The 15,439-nt window shown below is 65.4% G+C and carries 12 protein-coding genes; 6 read left to right on the top strand and 6 right to left on the bottom strand.

Annotated elements, in window-relative coordinates; translation table 11 throughout:
* Positions 1-254: 254 nt before the first annotated feature.
* The 3 genes from phbB to phaC all read right to left on the bottom strand — a co-directional run bounded on the left by phbB (position 255) and on the right by phaC (position 4,146).
* A complete protein-coding gene (gene phbB, locus VFW84_RS11065) occupies positions 255-992 on the bottom strand; it encodes an acetoacetyl-CoA reductase (RefSeq protein WP_329680510.1) in 738 nt (245 codons plus the stop codon).
* A gap of 81 nt (positions 993-1,073) precedes the next feature.
* Entirely contained in the window at positions 1,074-2,252 is a 1,179-nt protein-coding gene (locus VFW84_RS11060; RefSeq protein WP_329680509.1) for an acetyl-CoA C-acetyltransferase, read from the bottom strand.
* 70 nt (positions 2,253-2,322) lie between these two features.
* On the bottom strand, positions 2,323-4,146 hold the full coding sequence (gene phaC / locus VFW84_RS11055; protein ID WP_414638963.1) for a class I poly(R)-hydroxyalkanoic acid synthase: 1,824 nt from the start codon (positions 4,144-4,146) through the stop codon (positions 2,323-2,325).
* A 212-nt stretch (positions 4,147-4,358) separates the two neighbouring features.
* On the opposite strand from phaC, the gene VFW84_RS11050 reads away from it, so the two are divergent.
* Positions 4,359-4,688, top strand: a complete 330-nt coding sequence (locus VFW84_RS11050; protein ID WP_329680508.1) for a hypothetical protein — start codon at positions 4,359-4,361, stop codon at positions 4,686-4,688.
* On the opposite strand, the gene VFW84_RS11045 is transcribed toward VFW84_RS11050, so the two are convergent.
* A complete protein-coding gene (locus tag VFW84_RS11045; protein ID WP_329680507.1) occupies positions 4,602-5,489 on the bottom strand; it encodes a polyphenol oxidase family protein in 888 nt (295 codons plus the stop codon). The two genes, VFW84_RS11050 and VFW84_RS11045, sit on opposite strands and share 87 nt — an antisense overlap.
* Before the next feature lie 32 nt (positions 5,490-5,521).
* Between VFW84_RS11045 and VFW84_RS11040 the strand changes: the two genes are divergently transcribed.
* The 4 genes from VFW84_RS11040 to VFW84_RS11025 are packed head-to-tail and all read left to right on the top strand — an operon-like array spanning position 5,522 to position 10,369.
* Positions 5,522-6,115, top strand: coding sequence for a chorismate--pyruvate lyase family protein (locus tag VFW84_RS11040; protein ID WP_329680506.1), 594 nt, complete (start codon positions 5,522-5,524; stop codon positions 6,113-6,115).
* Positions 6,116-6,135: 20 nt separating this feature from the next.
* Positions 6,136-6,681, top strand: coding sequence for an NUDIX hydrolase (locus VFW84_RS11035; RefSeq protein WP_329680505.1), 546 nt, complete (start codon positions 6,136-6,138; stop codon positions 6,679-6,681).
* A 42-nt stretch (positions 6,682-6,723) separates the two neighbouring features.
* Complete coding sequence (locus VFW84_RS11030) at positions 6,724-8,919, top strand: type I secretion system permease/ATPase (protein ID WP_329680504.1); 2,196 nt, start codon at positions 6,724-6,726, stop codon at positions 8,917-8,919.
* A 13-nt stretch (positions 8,920-8,932) separates the two neighbouring features.
* On the top strand, positions 8,933-10,369 hold the full coding sequence (locus VFW84_RS11025; RefSeq protein ID WP_329680503.1) for an HlyD family type I secretion periplasmic adaptor subunit: 1,437 nt from the start codon (positions 8,933-8,935) through the stop codon (positions 10,367-10,369).
* Here VFW84_RS11025 and VFW84_RS11020 read toward each other — a convergent pair whose 3' ends face one another.
* Positions 10,370-12,289: a bifunctional diguanylate cyclase/phosphodiesterase gene (locus tag VFW84_RS11020; RefSeq protein WP_329680502.1), complete on the bottom strand. Its 1,920-nt coding sequence runs from the start codon at positions 12,287-12,289 to the stop codon at positions 10,370-10,372. It abuts the gene before it with no gap.
* 28 nt (positions 12,290-12,317) lie between these two features.
* Positions 12,318-12,917: a transglutaminase-like cysteine peptidase gene (locus tag VFW84_RS11015; protein ID WP_329680501.1), complete on the bottom strand. Its 600-nt coding sequence runs from the start codon at positions 12,915-12,917 to the stop codon at positions 12,318-12,320.
* Positions 12,918-13,265: 348 nt separating this feature from the next.
* Here VFW84_RS11015 and VFW84_RS11010 point away from each other — a divergent pair, with 348 nt between their 5' ends.
* A complete protein-coding gene (locus tag VFW84_RS11010; RefSeq protein WP_329680500.1) occupies positions 13,266-15,119 on the top strand; it encodes a TolC family outer membrane protein in 1,854 nt (617 codons plus the stop codon).
* Positions 15,120-15,439: the final 320 nt, after the last annotated feature.

Here is a 15,439-nt window from a genome sequence, read left to right as displayed (position 1 = left end):
GGTGGGCGCGCGCAGCGCGCTTCAAGAACTGACTCGTCGGGGTTGTCCGAGCGGAGCGGCGCCAGCCGCGCAGCGAGTTCCCCGACGCCACCACGACGCGAGCAGCGCAGGTGTGTCCCGCGCAGCGGGACCGCCCCCGTGAAGCCTGGCCTACAGGCCCCCTCGGCCCGCGACCCACGCTCCCCCGCCAAAGCCAAAAAAACAAAACCCGGCCAAAGCCGGGTTTGAAGGCCAACAAGGAGTTCAACCCCTCATCACCCCATGTGCAAACCACCGTTGACCGAGAAATCAGCCCCCGTGGCAAATCCAGCTTCATCGCTGGACACCCACGACACCATCGAGGCAATTTCCTCCGGCGTACCCAGGCGCTTCACAGGGATGGTGGCCACGATCTTGTCCAGCACATCCTGACGGATCGCGCGGACCATCTCGGTCCCGATGTAACCCGGTGACACGGTGTTGACCGTCACGCCCTTGTTGGCCACTTCCTGTGCCAACGCCATCGTGAAGCCATGCATGCCGGCCTTGGCTGCCGAGTAGTTGGTTTGACCAAACTGACCCTTCTCGCCATTCACCGAACTGATGTTGACGATGCGCCCCCAACCCTTGTCCACCATGTCGTCAATGACCTGCTTGGTCACATTGAACAGGCTGTTGAGGTTAGTGTCCATCACCGCGTCCCAATCGGACTTGGTCATCTTGCGGAACATGCCGTCACGGGTGATGCCCGCATTGTTGACCAGCACGTCCACCGGGCCATGCTCGGCACGCACCTTCTTGAAGGCCTCGACGGTGGAATCCCAGTCCGCCACATTGCCGACCGACGCATAGAAGGTGTAGCCCAGCGCCTTCTGCTCGTCGAGCCACTTGGTGAAGTCGCGGCTGGGGCCGCAACCGGCGATGACGATCATGCCGTCCTTGTGCAGACGCTGACAGATCGCGGTGCCGATGCCACCCATGCCGCCGGTCACGTACGCCACTTTTTGAGCCATTGTGAATACTCCTCTTTGGGGAAAACTTCTGAAAGAACGGGGGGCACCCGACAGCTTCGTGACCCCCTTGCAAAAAAACGATCAGCGCTCGACGGTCAAGGCCACGCCCATGCCGCCACCGATGCACAGCGAGGCGATGCCCTTCTTGGCATCGCGCTTTTGCATCTCGTGCAGCAAGCTCACCAGGATGCGGCAACCCGATGCACCAATGGGGTGCCCGATGGCAATCGCACCACCATTGACATTGACCTTGCTGGTGTCCCAGCCCATTTCCTTGTGCACGGCGCAGGCCTGTGCCGCAAAAGCTTCATTGATTTCCAGCAGATCGAGATCCGAGGCCTTCCAGCCAGCGCGCTCCAGAGCGCGACGCGAGGCCGGCACCGGGCCCATGCCCATGGTGGCCGGATCCAGACCGGCGCTGGCATAGGACGCGATGCGTGCCATGGGCTGCAAGCCCAGGGCCTTGGCGCGCTCGGCACTCATCACCATCACGGCCGCCGCACCATCGTTGAGGCCCGAGGCATTGCCCGCGGTCACGGAGCCCGCCTTGTCAAAGGCTGGGCGCAGGCCCGCCAGGGCCTCGGCCGAAGTCTTGCGGTTGACGTACTCGTCGGTGTCGAAGACGATGGGGTCGCCCTTTTTCTGGGGCAGAACCACCGGCACGATCTCGTCCTTGAAGCGGCCCGCCTCGATGGCGGCGGCCGCCTTCTGCTGCGATGCCAGGGCCAGGGCATCCTGGTCAGCGCGGCTGATGCCGTACGCCTTGGCCACGTTCTCGGCGGTGATGCCCATGTGGTACTGGTTGTAGACGTCCCACAGGCCATCGTTGATCATCGAATCGACCATCTGCCAGTTGCCCATGCGCTGACCATCGCGCGATCCGGGAACCACGTGCGGCGACAGGCTCATGTTCTCCTGCCCACCGGCAATGACGATGTCGGCATCACCATCACGGATGGCCTGAACCGCCAGCATCACGGCCTTCAGACCCGAACCACAGACCTTGTTGATGGTCATGGCGGGCACGGCCTGCGGCAAACCGGCCTTGATCACGGCCTGACGGGCCGGGTTCTGGCCACATCCAGCCTGCAGCACCTGCCCCATGATCACTTCGCTGATCTGCTCGCCCTTCAGGCCCGTGCGACGCAGCAGGTCCTGGATCACCAGTGCCCCCAGGTCGGCCGCCGGCGTCTTGGCCAGGGTTCCACCAAACTTGCCCACGGCGGTGCGTGCAGCGGCAACGATCACGATGTCAGTCATCAAGGTCTCCTTCAGGAACTCCCCCCGATTCAGGGGGGAGGATCAACAATACCAGGGGCACGCGCAAAAATCACGCCCGCTTCTTGACATAACGCCCTGGCGCGGGCTCGATAGCGGGATAGTCCCTATGCCCGGGACGTGCCGGCGCCTTCACCCAGCCCCCACTGTGCTGTTCCAGCCACGCGGCCCAGGTCGGCCACCAGCTGCCAGGCTGCTCCTGTGCCGACTGCAACCACTCGCTGGCGGTCTCCGGCAGACGGCGCTGACTGGACGGGCTCTGCCAGAAACTGCGTTTTTTCTTTTCCGGCGGGTTGATCACACCGGCAATGTGGCCCGACGCGCCCATCACGAAGGTCTTGGGACCGCTGACCAGTCGGGTCGACGCATAAGCGCTGTCCCAGGGCACGATGTGGTCCTCGCGCGAGCCATAGATGAAGGTGGGCATGTCCAGGCGGCGCAGGTCCAGCGGCGTGCCACACACGGTCACGGCGCCCGGGTCCTTGAAGTCGTTTTGCAGATACGTGTGGCGCAGGTACCAGCAGTACATGGGGCCGGGCAGATTGGTGCTGTCGCTGTTCCAGTACAGCAGATCGAAGGGCGGCGGGGTTTCACCCTTGAGGTAGTTGCCCACCACATAGTTCCAGACCAGATCCGTGGGGCGCAGGAAGCTGAAGGTCGCGGCCAGATCACCGCCCTTCATCAGCCCCCCGCCCTGCGGGCTCTCAGCGCCGATGCTCATCTCGCGCATGCGCACCATGGGCTCGTCCACGAAGATGTCCATGATGCCGGTCTGGGCAAAGTCCAGGAAGGCCGTGAGCAGCGTGAGGCTGGCCACGGGCTTTTCGCCTCGTGCGGCCAGCACAGCCAGCGCCCCACCCAGGAGCGTGCCGCCGATGCAAAAGCCCAGAGCGTTGATCTGGGGGGCTCCAGTGATGTCCTTGACCGCATCGATGGCGCGGATCACACCCTGCTCGGTGTAGTCGTCCCAGGTCGAAGTGGCCAGCGCCTCGTCGGCATTGACCCAGCTGATCATGAAGACGCGGTGGCCCTGCGTCAGCAGGTAGCGCACCAGAGAGTTCTCGGGCTGCAGATCCAGGATGTAGTACTTGTTGATGCACGGCGGCACGAACAGGAAGGGCAACTCGTGCACCTTGTCGGTCAGCGGCTTGTACTCGATGAGCTGGAAGTAGTCGTTCTCGAAGACCACGGTGCCTTCGGTGGTGGCCACATTGCGCCCCACTTCGAAGACCGTCTCATCGGTCTGGGACATGTGCCCCTGACGGATGTCATTGACCAGGTGAGTCAGGCCCTGAGCCAGGCTCTCGCCCTTGGTGTCCAGCGCTTTCTTCTGGGCTTCGGGGTTAAAGGCCAGGAAATTGGCTGGCGACGCGGCCTCAACCCATTGCTGCACCGCAAATCGCACCTTTTCGCGGGAACGGGCATCACCTTGCAGGCTGTCGGCCATGCGCTTGAGGGTGTTGGCGTTGAGCAGGTACATGGACGCCATGAAGGCGCTGCCAGGTGAGTTCTTCCACTCGGGCGCGGCAAAGCGTCGATCGTTCAAGACCATGTCCTGGGGCTTTTCCAGGGACTGGTTCCACAGCGCGGTCGCCTGCTGCAGATAGTCCTGCTGGATCTGCTGGAGCGTGTCGCTGGGCACATTGAGGCTGGCCAGGCTCTTGACCGACTGCCCGACATCCTTGCTGACGGCCTCGACGGCCTGGCTCATCTGCGCGGCCGCGCCTTGCAGGGCTTCAGGTGTCAGAGGGGGTGATGATGGCGCGGCCTTGCGGGCCGAAGACCGAGGTGTCCTGGGGGACGATGGAGTGGACTTGCTGGGCGTTGCGGGAGTCTTGTCGGCTGTCGCACTGCGGCGCCGGGGAGTTGCTGCCATGTGTTTCCTCTTGGACACTGTCTCTCGTGTGCTCGAACCATCTTGCACACCTCTTGTGTCCGTATTCTGACGTCAGATATTTGCGGCAGAAACCACCTCGGATGCTTTTTGCGCGCTTTTCATCCAGGCCCATTCCGGACGCCCACCTCAGTTGCCGCCGGAGATGGTGCAAACTCGGCACCCACACGGACCAACCCGACTGCTGTCTCTCTATGTGGATCGTTGCAATTGCCTGGATGTATGTGGCCGTGATGATGACGCTGGCCGAGGCCACCGCCCCCAACGGCAGCCTGCTGGGCGCCTTCTTCACCCTGTTGCTTTATGGCATCGCGCCCCTGGCACTGGTCATGTACCTGCTCGGCACCCCGGCCCGTCGACGTGCCCGGAGAGCGGCCGAGGCCGCGCAGGACGCGGCTGCTGCGCAGGTCGCTCAGGCCGAGTCAGCCAGCGAGGGATCAGGCCCGGGCGTTCAGCCAGATGCAGGCAGCCTGCCGCCCGGTGACCCGGCTGCGGCGGAAGGAAAAGAACCGGGCCGGGGATGACACGGTGCACCAGGCCCCGCCACTGACATCGCGCACCCCCAGGCCTGCCAGGCGATCCCGGGCCAGGCCGGCCAGATCGGCCCACCACTTGCCCTGCCGACCGACCACCGCCGTGAAGCGCGGATGCGCCCGCATCGGGTCGGCACCACAGCCCTGAAGCACATCCGCCCCAACCTCGAACGCACCCGGACCGATGCAGGCCCCCAGCCAGGCTTGCAGTTCATGCGGATCGCAACCCACGCCGTCGCACAGGGCCCGCACCCCTGACTCGATCACGCCCTGCCCGGCCATCTGCGGCCCGGCACCGCACAGGCCCCGCCAGCCCGCGTGCAGGGCCGCCACACCACGGCCCTCGGGCGCTGCCAGCAGCACCGGCAGGCAATCGGCCACCATGACCGTGCACACCAGGCCGGGCTCACGGGTCCAACTGCCGTCGGCCTCGATGGGCTCGCCGTGCCAGACCTGCCCGTCCACACGCACCGCGCCGCTGCGAGCGTCGCTGGCGAGGGACACCACGCGGGCGCCATGGACCTGCGTCAGCCAGACCGGCCGGCCTCCGACACACCGGGCCAGAGCCTGGCGACGCTCTGCCACCGCCAGCGCGGCATCCCCCACATGGTCCCCCAGGTTGAACGCCGCGTAGGGATCGTCCGCCTCCACCGCCAGACCCGGTGCGCCGCCCGGCGCACATCGCGTCGTCATGAGGGCCCCCACACGGGGCTGAGGCGAGGTCCACTGGGGGATCAGCCAGTCCTCGGGAGAGGGTTGGACGCGAGACAAGGAAGGGTTGGAAGAAACCATGGTTCACGGGGGACCGCTATGATGCCGCCCCGATGCTACCGCGCTCATGCACCCCCGCCACACGACGTCGCGCCCACCGCGCACCCTGGCCTCGCCACGACGTCAGTCCGGCCTTGCGCCGCTGGCTGACCGCGCCCGGATCGCTCACGGCGCGGCTGCGCGCCCTGGGGCCGGTGGACGTGCTGGTGCAGCACCAGGGCACGCGGCGGCTGTGGCCGGCCGAGCGCCGCGCCCTGGGGGGGCTGACCGCCGGGCATGTGCGTGAGGTGATCCTGCGGGTCGAGGGCCAGCCCATGGTCTGGGCACGCAGCGTGACCTCCTGCCGCTCCTTGCGCGGCCCCTGGAAAGCCCTCAAGGGCCTGGGCTCCCGCCCGCTGGCCGAGTTGCTCTTCAGCCACGCCCGCGTCCAGCGCGAACCGCTGGCCCCCCATCTGTGGCGACGGGGCGGACCAGAACAGGGCCGCGCACGTCGCCAATGGCAAGGCCTGCCCGGCATGCGCAGCGCTGCGCCCGCCATCACCCGGGCGCCCGAGCGCGCACGCGCCTCGGTGTTCTGGCACCACGGCCAGCCCCTGCGGGTGATGGAGGCGTTTTCGCCACGTGTGCGACGCCATCACACACCTTAGTCTGCCCTACACTGGCAGTCATGCATTTTTCCCGGCGAATCGAACACTGCCCCATGTGCGGCACCCGCGTCGAACACCGCGTCCCGGCCGATGACAACCGGGATCGTGCGGTGTGCCCCGCGTGCGGACACATCCAGTACGTCAACCCCTTGAATGTGGTTGGCACCCTGCCCGTGTGGGGTGACGAGGTGCTGCTGTGCCGTCGCAACATCGAGCCCCGCAAGGGCTTCTGGACGCTGCCTGCCGGCTTCATGGAGCTGGGAGAAACCACCGAAGAAGGCGCCAGCCGCGAAACCGACGAAGAAGCCGGTGCCCGCATCGAGTTGCAAGGCCTGTATGCCGTGATCAATGTGGTCAGCGCCGGGCAGGTGCATCTCTTTTACCGGGCTCGCCTGCTGGACACCGATTTCCACCCGGGCCCCGAGACCATCGAAGCCAAGTTGTTCCGCGAAGCCGACATCCCCTGGGATGATCTGGCCTTCCGCACGGTCAAGATGACGCTGGAGCGTTTCTTCGCCGACCGCGCCACCGGTCAATTCGGCATGCATTGTGCCGATATCCGTTGATCAATCTCACTCGCTCCGGTCACCGGAGCATGGATCAGGCACATGAATGACACTGCAGACACGTCAGGATCCGGCACGCCTGCCACGACACCCCACGCACCGCTGCGCCTGCGTGAAGACCTGATCACACCGGATCCGCTGCTGGACTGCCTCGTCGAGGTCTGCCGCCTGCATGGCGTGGCGGCATCACGCGCCTCGCTGGCCGCCGGGCTGCCCCTGGACAAGGGCCCCTTGACCCTGACTCTGGCCGAGCGGGCCGCCTCCCGAGCCGGTCTGGCCGCCCGAGTGCAACGCGTGGCGGTGGCCGACATCGACCCGCTGACCTTGCCGGCCATCCTGATCCTCAAGAACAACCACGCCTGCATCCTGCTGAGCCGCGATGGTGAGGCGCGCTACAAGGTGCTGATGCCCGAAACCGGTCAAGGCAGTGTCACCCTCACGGCCGACGAGATGGCCGCGCGCTACACCGGTGTCACCCTGTTCACCCGACCGCACTTCCGCTTTGACGAGCGCACGCCCGAGATCAAGGCCACCAAATCGGGCCACTGGTTCTGGAGCGCCGTGCTGGCCCAACGCTTTGTCTACCGTGACGTGCTCTGGGCCGCGCTGCTGATCAACCTCTTCGCCCTGGCCTTTCCGCTGTTTTCCATGAATGTCTATGACCGTGTGGTGCCCAACCATGCAGTCGAGACCTTGTGGGCGCTAGCCATCGGCGTGGTGCTGGTGCTGGGGGGCGATCTGTTCATGCGCCTGCTGCGCAGCCATTTCGTGGACGAGGCCAGCGCGCGCATCGACGTCAAGATCTCGGCCCGCCTGATGGAGGCCGTGCTGGGCATGCGCCTGGAAAACCGCCCACAGTCGGTCGGCTCCTTCGCGTCCAATCTGCGCGGCTTCGAGCAGGTGCGCGACTTCATCGCCGCCAGCACCGTGACGGCGCTGATCGACCTGCCCTTTGCCCTGTTGTTCATCATCGTGATGGCCTGGATCTCGCCCTGGCTGATCCTGCCGGTGATCCTGGTGTTCGTGATCGTGCTGGTGGCCGGCTACGTGCTGCAGCACCGTCTGCACGAGTTGTCTCAGACCACCTATCAGGCCTCGGCCCAGCGCAATGCCACTCTGGTCGAGAGCCTCACCGGCATCGAGACCATCAAGTCCCAGGGCGCAGAGGGCGTCATCCAGGCCCGCTGGGAGCGCGCCAACCAGTTCCTGTCGGGCATCAACGTCAAGATGCGCGGCCTGTCATCAACCGCGCTCTACAGCACGGCCACCTTGCAGCAACTGGTCTCGGTGAGCATCGTGCTGATCGGGGTCTACCTGATCGCCGACCGGCAGCTCACCATGGGCGGCCTGATCGCCGTCAACATGCTGGCGGGCCGCGCGCTGGCGCCGGCCGGTCAGATCGTCGGATTGTTGATGCAATACCAGGGTGCCCGCACCGCCCTGGAATCGCTCGAAGAAATCATGAAGAAGCCGGTGGAGCGGCCCGAAGGCAAGACCTTCATCCAGCGCCGCGAGCTCACGGGCGAGATCGAGTTCCGCCACGTCTCCTTTGCCTACCCCAACCGCAAGGACGCCACGCTGGAGGACCTGAGCTTCAAGATCAAGCCGGGCGAGAAGGTCGCCCTGATCGGCAAGGTGGGCTCGGGCAAGACCACCATCCAGAAACTGATCCTGGGCCTCTACCAGCCCAGCCAGGGGGCCGTGCTGCTCGACGGTGTGGACATGCGTCAGCTCGACCCGGCCGATGTGCGTCGCAACCTGGGCTATGTCTCTCAAGACGTCACGCTGTTCTTTGGCTCCATGCGCGACAACATCACCTTCGGCATGCCCCACGCGACCGATGACGCCATTGTGGCCGCCGCCGAGATGGCCGGCATGGCCGACTTCGTTCACCGCCACCCCCAGGGCTTCGACATGCAGGTCGGCGAGCGTGGCGAACTGCTCTCGGGCGGTCAACGCCAGGGGGTGGGCATCGCGCGCGCCGTGCTGCACAACGCACCCATGCTGCTGCTGGACGAACCCACCAGTGCCATGGACTTTTCGACCGAGGCCTACGTCACCCAGCGCATGGCCGAATTCACCCAGGGCAAGACCGTCATCCTGGTGACGCACCGCACCTCGATGCTGTCCTTCGTGGACCGCGTCATCGTGGTCGACCAGGGCAAGATCGTGGCCGATGGCCCGCGCGAGCGGATCATGCAGGCCTTGGCCGCCGGTCGCATTGCCCGCGCTTCGTGAGAAGGACCCTCCCATGAAGATGCTGATCAACGCTGGTTTCAAGATCCTGGCCCTGCTGGAGGCCATCCGCAAGGCCCTCGCGCCACTCACCGACCGTGCACTCGATGCCCTCACCGGACCGCGCGCCACTGCTGCAACGGCCAAGGAAGCCGGCATGCACGGCTTCGAGGTCGAGGCCGATGCGGTCATGTCCACCGAGGCCACCTTCCGTGCCCAGACCCTGGTGCGCACGGCCTTGCTGCTGGTGGTCGGACTGATCGTCTGGGCATCGTTTGCCCAGGTCGACGAAGTGACCAAGGGCGAAGCCAAGGTCGTGCCCTCCAAACAGCTGCAGGTGATCCAGGCCCTGGACGGTGGCGTGGTCTCCGAGATCCTGGTTCAGGAGGGTCAGGTGGTCGAAGCCGGCCAGTTGCTGCTCAAGATCGACGAGACCCGGGCCACCTCGGGCGTGCGCGAAAGCGCTGCCCAGACCTTCTCGCTCAAGGTCAAGCTGGCACGCCTGAAGGCCCTGGCCGAAGGCACCACCTTCGTGCCGCCCGAGCCCGAAAAGCCCGAAGAGCAGAACGTCATCAACGAAGAACAGCAGCTCTACGATTCCAAGCGCTCCGAGCTGGCCGCCCTGATCTCGATCAGCCAGCAGCAACTGGCACAGCGCCAGCAGGAGCTCAGCGAGATGCGCGCGCGTCGCGAATCCGCCGCCCGCAGCCTGGATCTGTCGCAACAGGAGCTGGCCAAGACCAAGCCCCTGCTGGCCACTGGCGCGGTCTCTGAAGTCGAGGTCCTGCGCCTGGAGCGCGATGTCTCTCGCAGCCGAGGCGACATGGAGCAGGCCGCAGCCCAGAGTTCGCGCGTGCTGGCGGCCATCAGCGAAGCCTCACGCAAGATCCAGGAGACCGAGCTGTCCTTCCGCAACGAGGCGCGCAAGGAGTTGTCCGAAACCCTGGCGCGACTCAACACCCTCAATGAAGGCGCCGTGGCCCTGATCGACAAGGTCGACAAGTCCCAGGTCAAGTCGCCCGTCAAGGGCCGCGTGCAGCGCCTGCTGGCCAACACCGTGGGCGGCGTGGTGCAACCCGGTCGCGACATCGTCGAGATCGTGCCGCTGGATGACGCCCTGGTGCTCGAAGCGCGCGTGAACCCCAAGGACATCGCCTTCATCCACCCCGGTCAGGCGGCCACCGTGAAGTTCTCGGCCTATGACTTCGCCATCTATGGGGGGCTGGACGCCGTGGTGGACAACATCAGTCCCTCGACTGAAACCGACGAGCGCGGCCAGAACACCTTCTATGTCGTGCGGGTGCGCACCAAACAGGCCAACTTCAGCGCCAAGATGCCCATCATCCCCGGCATGATCGCCGAGGTCGACATCCTGACGGGCAAGAAGACGGTGATGTCCTACCTGCTCAAGCCGGTGCTCAAGGCCAAGGCCTACGCCCTGCGCGAACGCTGATCAGGCCGGCAGGCGGACGGCGGGGCCGGTGGCGCCGTCGATACCGCAAGGCCACAGGGCGGCCAGATCGTCAGGATCACTGACCCCTTCTGCGAAGACCGCCAGACCCAGGCTGCGCAGCATGTTGGCAGTGCCGGACACGAAAGCGCGTCGGGCGGCGTCATGGGCCAGGCCCTGCACCATCGAGCCGTCCAGCTTGACATAGTCCAGCCCGGCCTCGAAGAGGAACTCGATGCGGGTCAAACGCTCACCCGCGTGCTCCAGGCCAATGCGCACGCCCAGCGGACGCAATTGCTTGCACAGCTCGCGCACCATGGCAAAGCGCTCCAGCGCGGCACTCTCGGCCACCTCCAGCCACAAGAGGCGCGCCGCCACCGGCGAGGCCGCCAGCTCGGCCCGCAGGCGTGGCAGGAAGCCGCTGTCACTCAGGGACGCCGGTGACAGGTTGACTCCGCGCGGGATGCCATCGGCGGCGATGTCGCTCAGCGCCATGCGCACGGCCACCTCGTCGATCTGCGACATCAGACCGCAACGCAGCGCCATGGGCAACCAGTAGGCTGCGGCTTCGAAGGACCCGCCCGCCTCCAGTTGCAGACGCATCGGGCACTCATGGTGCACCAGCCCGCCCGTCGCATTGATCACGGGGAAGCGCACCAGCTGGACGCGGTTCTCAGCCAGGGCAGCGCCCAGGCGACGACGCCATTCGTCCTCACCCAGGGCGGCATGCTGCCCCGAGGCCAGTTCAGACACCTCGACCGCGAAGTTGCCACGGCTTTCCGCACGGGCCAGCGCCGAGTCGGCCGCCGCCAGCACCTGGGTCATGGGCACCCCTCGCGACCAGTGCGTGGCCCCCACCACGGCTTGTGCCACCACGGCCTGCTCGGCGAACAAGCGCTTGAGGGTGTCGGCCACATATTCGGGCTGAGGCAGGGGGGTCGCACCTTCGTGCAAGCACACGGCGAAATCCCCGCCGTTGAGGCGCCCCACCGATGCGCCCGGAATGCCGTGCGTGACCTCCAGAAGCAACTGGGCCAGGCGCTGCAGCAGGGCATCGGTCTGCCGGTGGCCCAGGCTGCGGTTGACCCCTGCCAGATCCATCAGGCGCACCAGATACAACATACCCGTGGCGGGGCCATCCTCGCTGGCCAGTGCCGACTGCAACTGCCCCATGAAGTGACGACGATGCGCCAGCCCCGTGAGGGTGTCGCAATGGGCCTGCTGACGCAATTGCTCGACCTGACCGGCCTGCTCCTCGAACAGGAACTTCAGACGCGAGACCACCATGTTCATGGCCTGGGTCAGGCGCGCGAGCTCGGGCACACGCGGCTCGTCGACCGTGATGAAGCGACGCTCCATCAGCGCCTGGGCCTGCCCGACCGTGGCATCGAGCGGGCGACGGATGCCCCGCACGCCAATGGAGGCCACCAGACCGGCCAGCGCACCGAGCACCGTCAGCCAGGTGGCCGTCTTGAGGCTGCCGCGCCAGAGCTGGTCATAGGCAAAACCGGAGTGGCTGACCACCTCGACCGAGCCCAGCGCACGCCAGCCGTCGGTGACCTGTGCCACACCCACCGGCGAGTCGATGGGCACCATGCGCACGAACCAGGCCGGTGCGGACTCCACTGCCGTCTTGGGGTCGGCCTCGTGATTGAACATGACCTGCCCGGCGGGATCCTTGAGGCGAATCTGCTTGTAGAAGCCGGTGTCGAACTGCGCGGACACGGCCAGATCCATCAGGGCCAGATCGCCCTTCTGCTGCGACAGGCTCAAGGCCAGCGACTGGGCGTTGTCCGCGTTCTTGAGGCGCAACTGGGTTTCCAGATAGCCCCGAGACGAGGCCATCCAGACACCGAAACTGCCCAGAAAGGCCATCAGCAAGGTGATGGCCAACAGCAACCAGATCTGACGAATCAGCGACATGTCGCCTCCTGTGAAGAACGACGTCCCATCACCACCACCCCTCGGCCTTGGCTTTGCTCAGGACATCGCGCCACTTGGACAGCCTGGCGACCGGATCGCCTGCCGATGATCCACCCACCCCTTGCCAGAGACCTTCGGCGTTGAAGCTGAACACCGGCGCCAGATCGGGCCGGCGTGAGGCCGGCCGCAACTCCGTGATGAGGTTATCCAGAATCAAAGGCTCGGCCGTGGGCTCGGGGTAATAAGCAAGAACCATATGCGCTTGAATCGTGCCGCCCACCTGAGCGCGAACGTACACCATGCGCATCTTGGCAGGAGAAACGCCCAACGCAATCAAGGAAAAGTACTTGGCGATCGCGTAGTCCTCGCAATCACCCTGCCCGCGGTTGAGCAATTCCATCGGACTGGTCCATTGATCGGCCACACCCCAGTTGTCCCGATCATCGCGAAACTGGATCGTCCGGTTGAAAAAGTTGTTCATTGACTTGAGCTTGTCGACTTCGTCAGCGCTCGCGTCGGTCTGCATCACGTCGATCAGCGACTGCGCGCGCTGCACCGCGGCCGGCCCCTGCCGTTGCGCGGCCTGCATCAGTCGTGGTCCGTCCAGCGCGTTGCTGACGAACAACATGGCCCCCAGGAGCAGGGCCAGGGCCTGTCCTGTTTTAGGGTGCATCAGACGCAAAGCCACCCCTTCCCCGGACGAGAAGGCTGCATCGCATGCAAAATGGGACAGCGCTTGATCACGATGGGGTGCAACGGTTGGTCGGGATAGTAGACATCAGAATGTCGGCTGATTCCAGGCAGACTTGACCATCCATGGGTTCACCCCCTAAACCGACGGTCAGACGCATATGCATTTGCTTGCAATTTGGTGCAAGAATCCAGCAGTTTTCTAACTTTTCGAATAGGCGTTGTGATCCTGTCTGCCTTGCGGTAGCGGTCATGGATGGCATGCGCGTATCTGGAGGCTCCTTACGTGATCAACTCGAACGTTCGCAACGCCGTATCGGCAACCGCCCTGGCCGTGATGTGCCTGGCCGCCCAGGCTCAGACCCCATCGGCCACCGGCCTGGCTGGCGCCGCCCAGAAGGCCATCGCCAACAACCCGGAAGTCACGGCCCGCTTCAATGCCCTGCGCGCATCGGCCAATGAGGTCGACGTGGCCCGTGGCGGCCTGCTGCCCCAGGTCAATCTGTCGGCCGACGGTGGCCGAGGCTATGACAACATCCGTGGCCGCAGCCCCAATGAAGGTGCGGGCGTGAACCGCGCCAGCGTGGGCCTGAGCGTCAGCCAGGTGCTGTGGGATGGTCTGTCGACCAAGAAGGAAGTCGAGCGCCTGGGCCATGCCCGTCTGACCCGCTACTTCGAGTTCCTCAATGCCTCGGAAGAGACCGCCCTGGAAGCCACACGTGCCTACATCGATGTGCAGCGTTACCGCCGCCTGGTCGAGTTGGCCGAAGACAACTACGTCCAGCACAAGTACGCCTTTGATCAACTGCAATCCAAGGTCAAGGCCGGTGTCGGCCGTGGTGTGGATTCGGAGCAAGCCAATGCCCGTCTGGCACTGGCAGACTCCAATCTGACCACCGAAGTGGCCAACCTGCACGATGTCTCGTCGCGCTACCTGCGCGTCGTGGGTGAAGCGCCGGAAGCCAGGCAAGAGCCCGTCAAGGGCCAACTGGACAAGGGTGTGGCCGGCACCAGCGCCGACGCCGTGGCTCAGGCCCTGTCGCGCAATGCCAGCGTCAGCGCCGCCATCGAGAACCTGCGCTCGGTCGAGCGCCAGTCCGAAGCCCGTCAGAGCGCCTTCCAGCCCAAGGTCGAGGCGCGTGCCCGCACCGCCTTCGGCAAGAACATGGATGGCATCGTCGGCCAGCGCCGCGATTCCGTGGGCGAGATCGTGCTGAACTGGAACCTCTACAACGGGGGCTCCGATCAAGCCCGCGTGCGCCAGTACGCCGATCTGGTGAGCCAGGCGGCCGATCTGCGCGACAAGGCCTGCCGCGATGTGCGTCAGACCGTGGCCATTGCCCACAATGACATCCGCAAGCTGCAGGATCAACTGACCGCACTGGACCGCAATGTGCTGGCCATCGAGAAGGCCCGTGACGCCTACCGTCAGCAGTTCGACATCGGTCAGCGCAGCCTGCTGGACCTGCTGAACGCCGAAAACGAGCTCTACACGGCCAAGCGGGCTTACGCCAATGCCGAGCATGACCTGCTGCTGGCCTATGCCCGCACGCACGCTGCCACCAACACCCTGGTGCCCACGCTGGGCCTGACCCGCACCGATGACGGCTCTGCCGAGCTGGCCGCCAACTGGCAGGCCGCCGAAGACGCCGCTCAGCGTTGCCCGGCCAGCACCGTGGCGATCAGTTCGACCGCCCGCTCCGAGCTGGACGAGCGTGCCCGCAAGATGGCCGTGCCGGTCAAGGCCGCTCCCGTGGCCGCGCCTGCCGTGACGCCGGCGCCTGTGGCACCCGCGTCCATGGCCCCGGCGGTCAAGACGGTGGAGCAGCGTCTGCGTGACTGGGTGGCCACCTGGATGGCCAAGGATGTCAACAAGTACATGACCTTCTATGCCAAGGACTTTGCGCCTGCGCGCATGTCCTCGGCCAAGTGGATCACCGAGCGCCGCCGTCTGGTGGGTAAGGCGGGCCCGATCGAGATCCGCGTGGATGACGTGAAGGCCGAGGCCAAGGGTCAGTACGTGGTGACCTCGTTCAAGCAGGTCTACAACTCGCAGGACTACAAGGACAGCACGCTCAAGACCCTGACCTGGCGTCAGATCAATGGCGACTGGGTGATCTTCAAGGAAAGCAACCGCTGATTTCCTGGCTGATCGCCGCTCAGAAAGCGCCCTTCGGGGCGCTTTTTTGTTGTTCAGCGCTCTGGAACGGCCTTGCCCAGGAATGAGGCATGTGGTGACATGCGCCGAGATCTTGCGTTTTTGCGATGCAGCGCGGGGCGCGGGGTGAAGGGGCACGCGGCCGGGCGCCTTGTGGGTGCCGAGGAGCGCAGTCATGGGCTTGGCGCGCGCCAGCGCGTTTCGTGAACATGCTTGCCGTGGTTGCCCGAGTGCAGCGGCGTCAGCCGCGGAGCGAGTTCCACGGCACAAGCCCATGGGGAGCACCACAGGGAAGTCCTGCC

The sequence above is a fragment of the Aquabacterium sp. genome (assembly GCF_036279655.1).
Lineage (GTDB): Bacteria > Pseudomonadota > Gammaproteobacteria > Burkholderiales > Burkholderiaceae_C > Aquabacterium.
Note: the sequence above shows the minus strand (reverse complement) of the source record. Positions and strands in the feature narration are given on the sequence as shown.

Bases quoted from the DNA above. Each gene is read 5' to 3' on its own strand.
- VFW84_RS11015 (WP_329680501.1), bottom strand. From the start codon at position 12,917: ATGTTGTTCGTCAGCAACGCGCTGGACGGACCACGACTGATGCAGGCC.
- VFW84_RS11050 (WP_329680508.1), top strand. From the start codon at position 4,359: ATGTGGATCGTTGCAATTGCCTGGATGTATGTGGCCGTGATGATGACG.
- VFW84_RS11045 (WP_329680507.1), bottom strand. From the start codon at position 5,489: ATGGTTTCTTCCAACCCTTCCTTGTCTCGCGTCCAACCCTCTCCCGAG.
- phbB (WP_329680510.1), bottom strand. From the start codon at position 992: ATGGCTCAAAAAGTGGCGTACGTGACCGGCGGCATGGGTGGCATCGGC.
- VFW84_RS11025 (WP_329680503.1), top strand. From the start codon at position 8,933: ATGAAGATGCTGATCAACGCTGGTTTCAAGATCCTGGCCCTGCTGGAG.
- VFW84_RS11030 (WP_329680504.1), top strand. From the start codon at position 6,724: ATGAATGACACTGCAGACACGTCAGGATCCGGCACGCCTGCCACGACA.
- VFW84_RS11060 (WP_329680509.1), bottom strand. From the start codon at position 2,252: ATGACTGACATCGTGATCGTTGCCGCTGCACGCACCGCCGTGGGCAAG.
- VFW84_RS11035 (WP_329680505.1), top strand. From the start codon at position 6,136: ATGCATTTTTCCCGGCGAATCGAACACTGCCCCATGTGCGGCACCCGC.
- VFW84_RS11020 (WP_329680502.1), bottom strand. From the start codon at position 12,289: ATGTCGCTGATTCGTCAGATCTGGTTGCTGTTGGCCATCACCTTGCTG.
- VFW84_RS11040 (WP_329680506.1), top strand. From the start codon at position 5,522: ATGCTACCGCGCTCATGCACCCCCGCCACACGACGTCGCGCCCACCGC.
- phaC (WP_414638963.1), bottom strand. From the start codon at position 4,146: ATGGCAGCAACTCCCCGGCGCCGCAGTGCGACAGCCGACAAGACTCCC.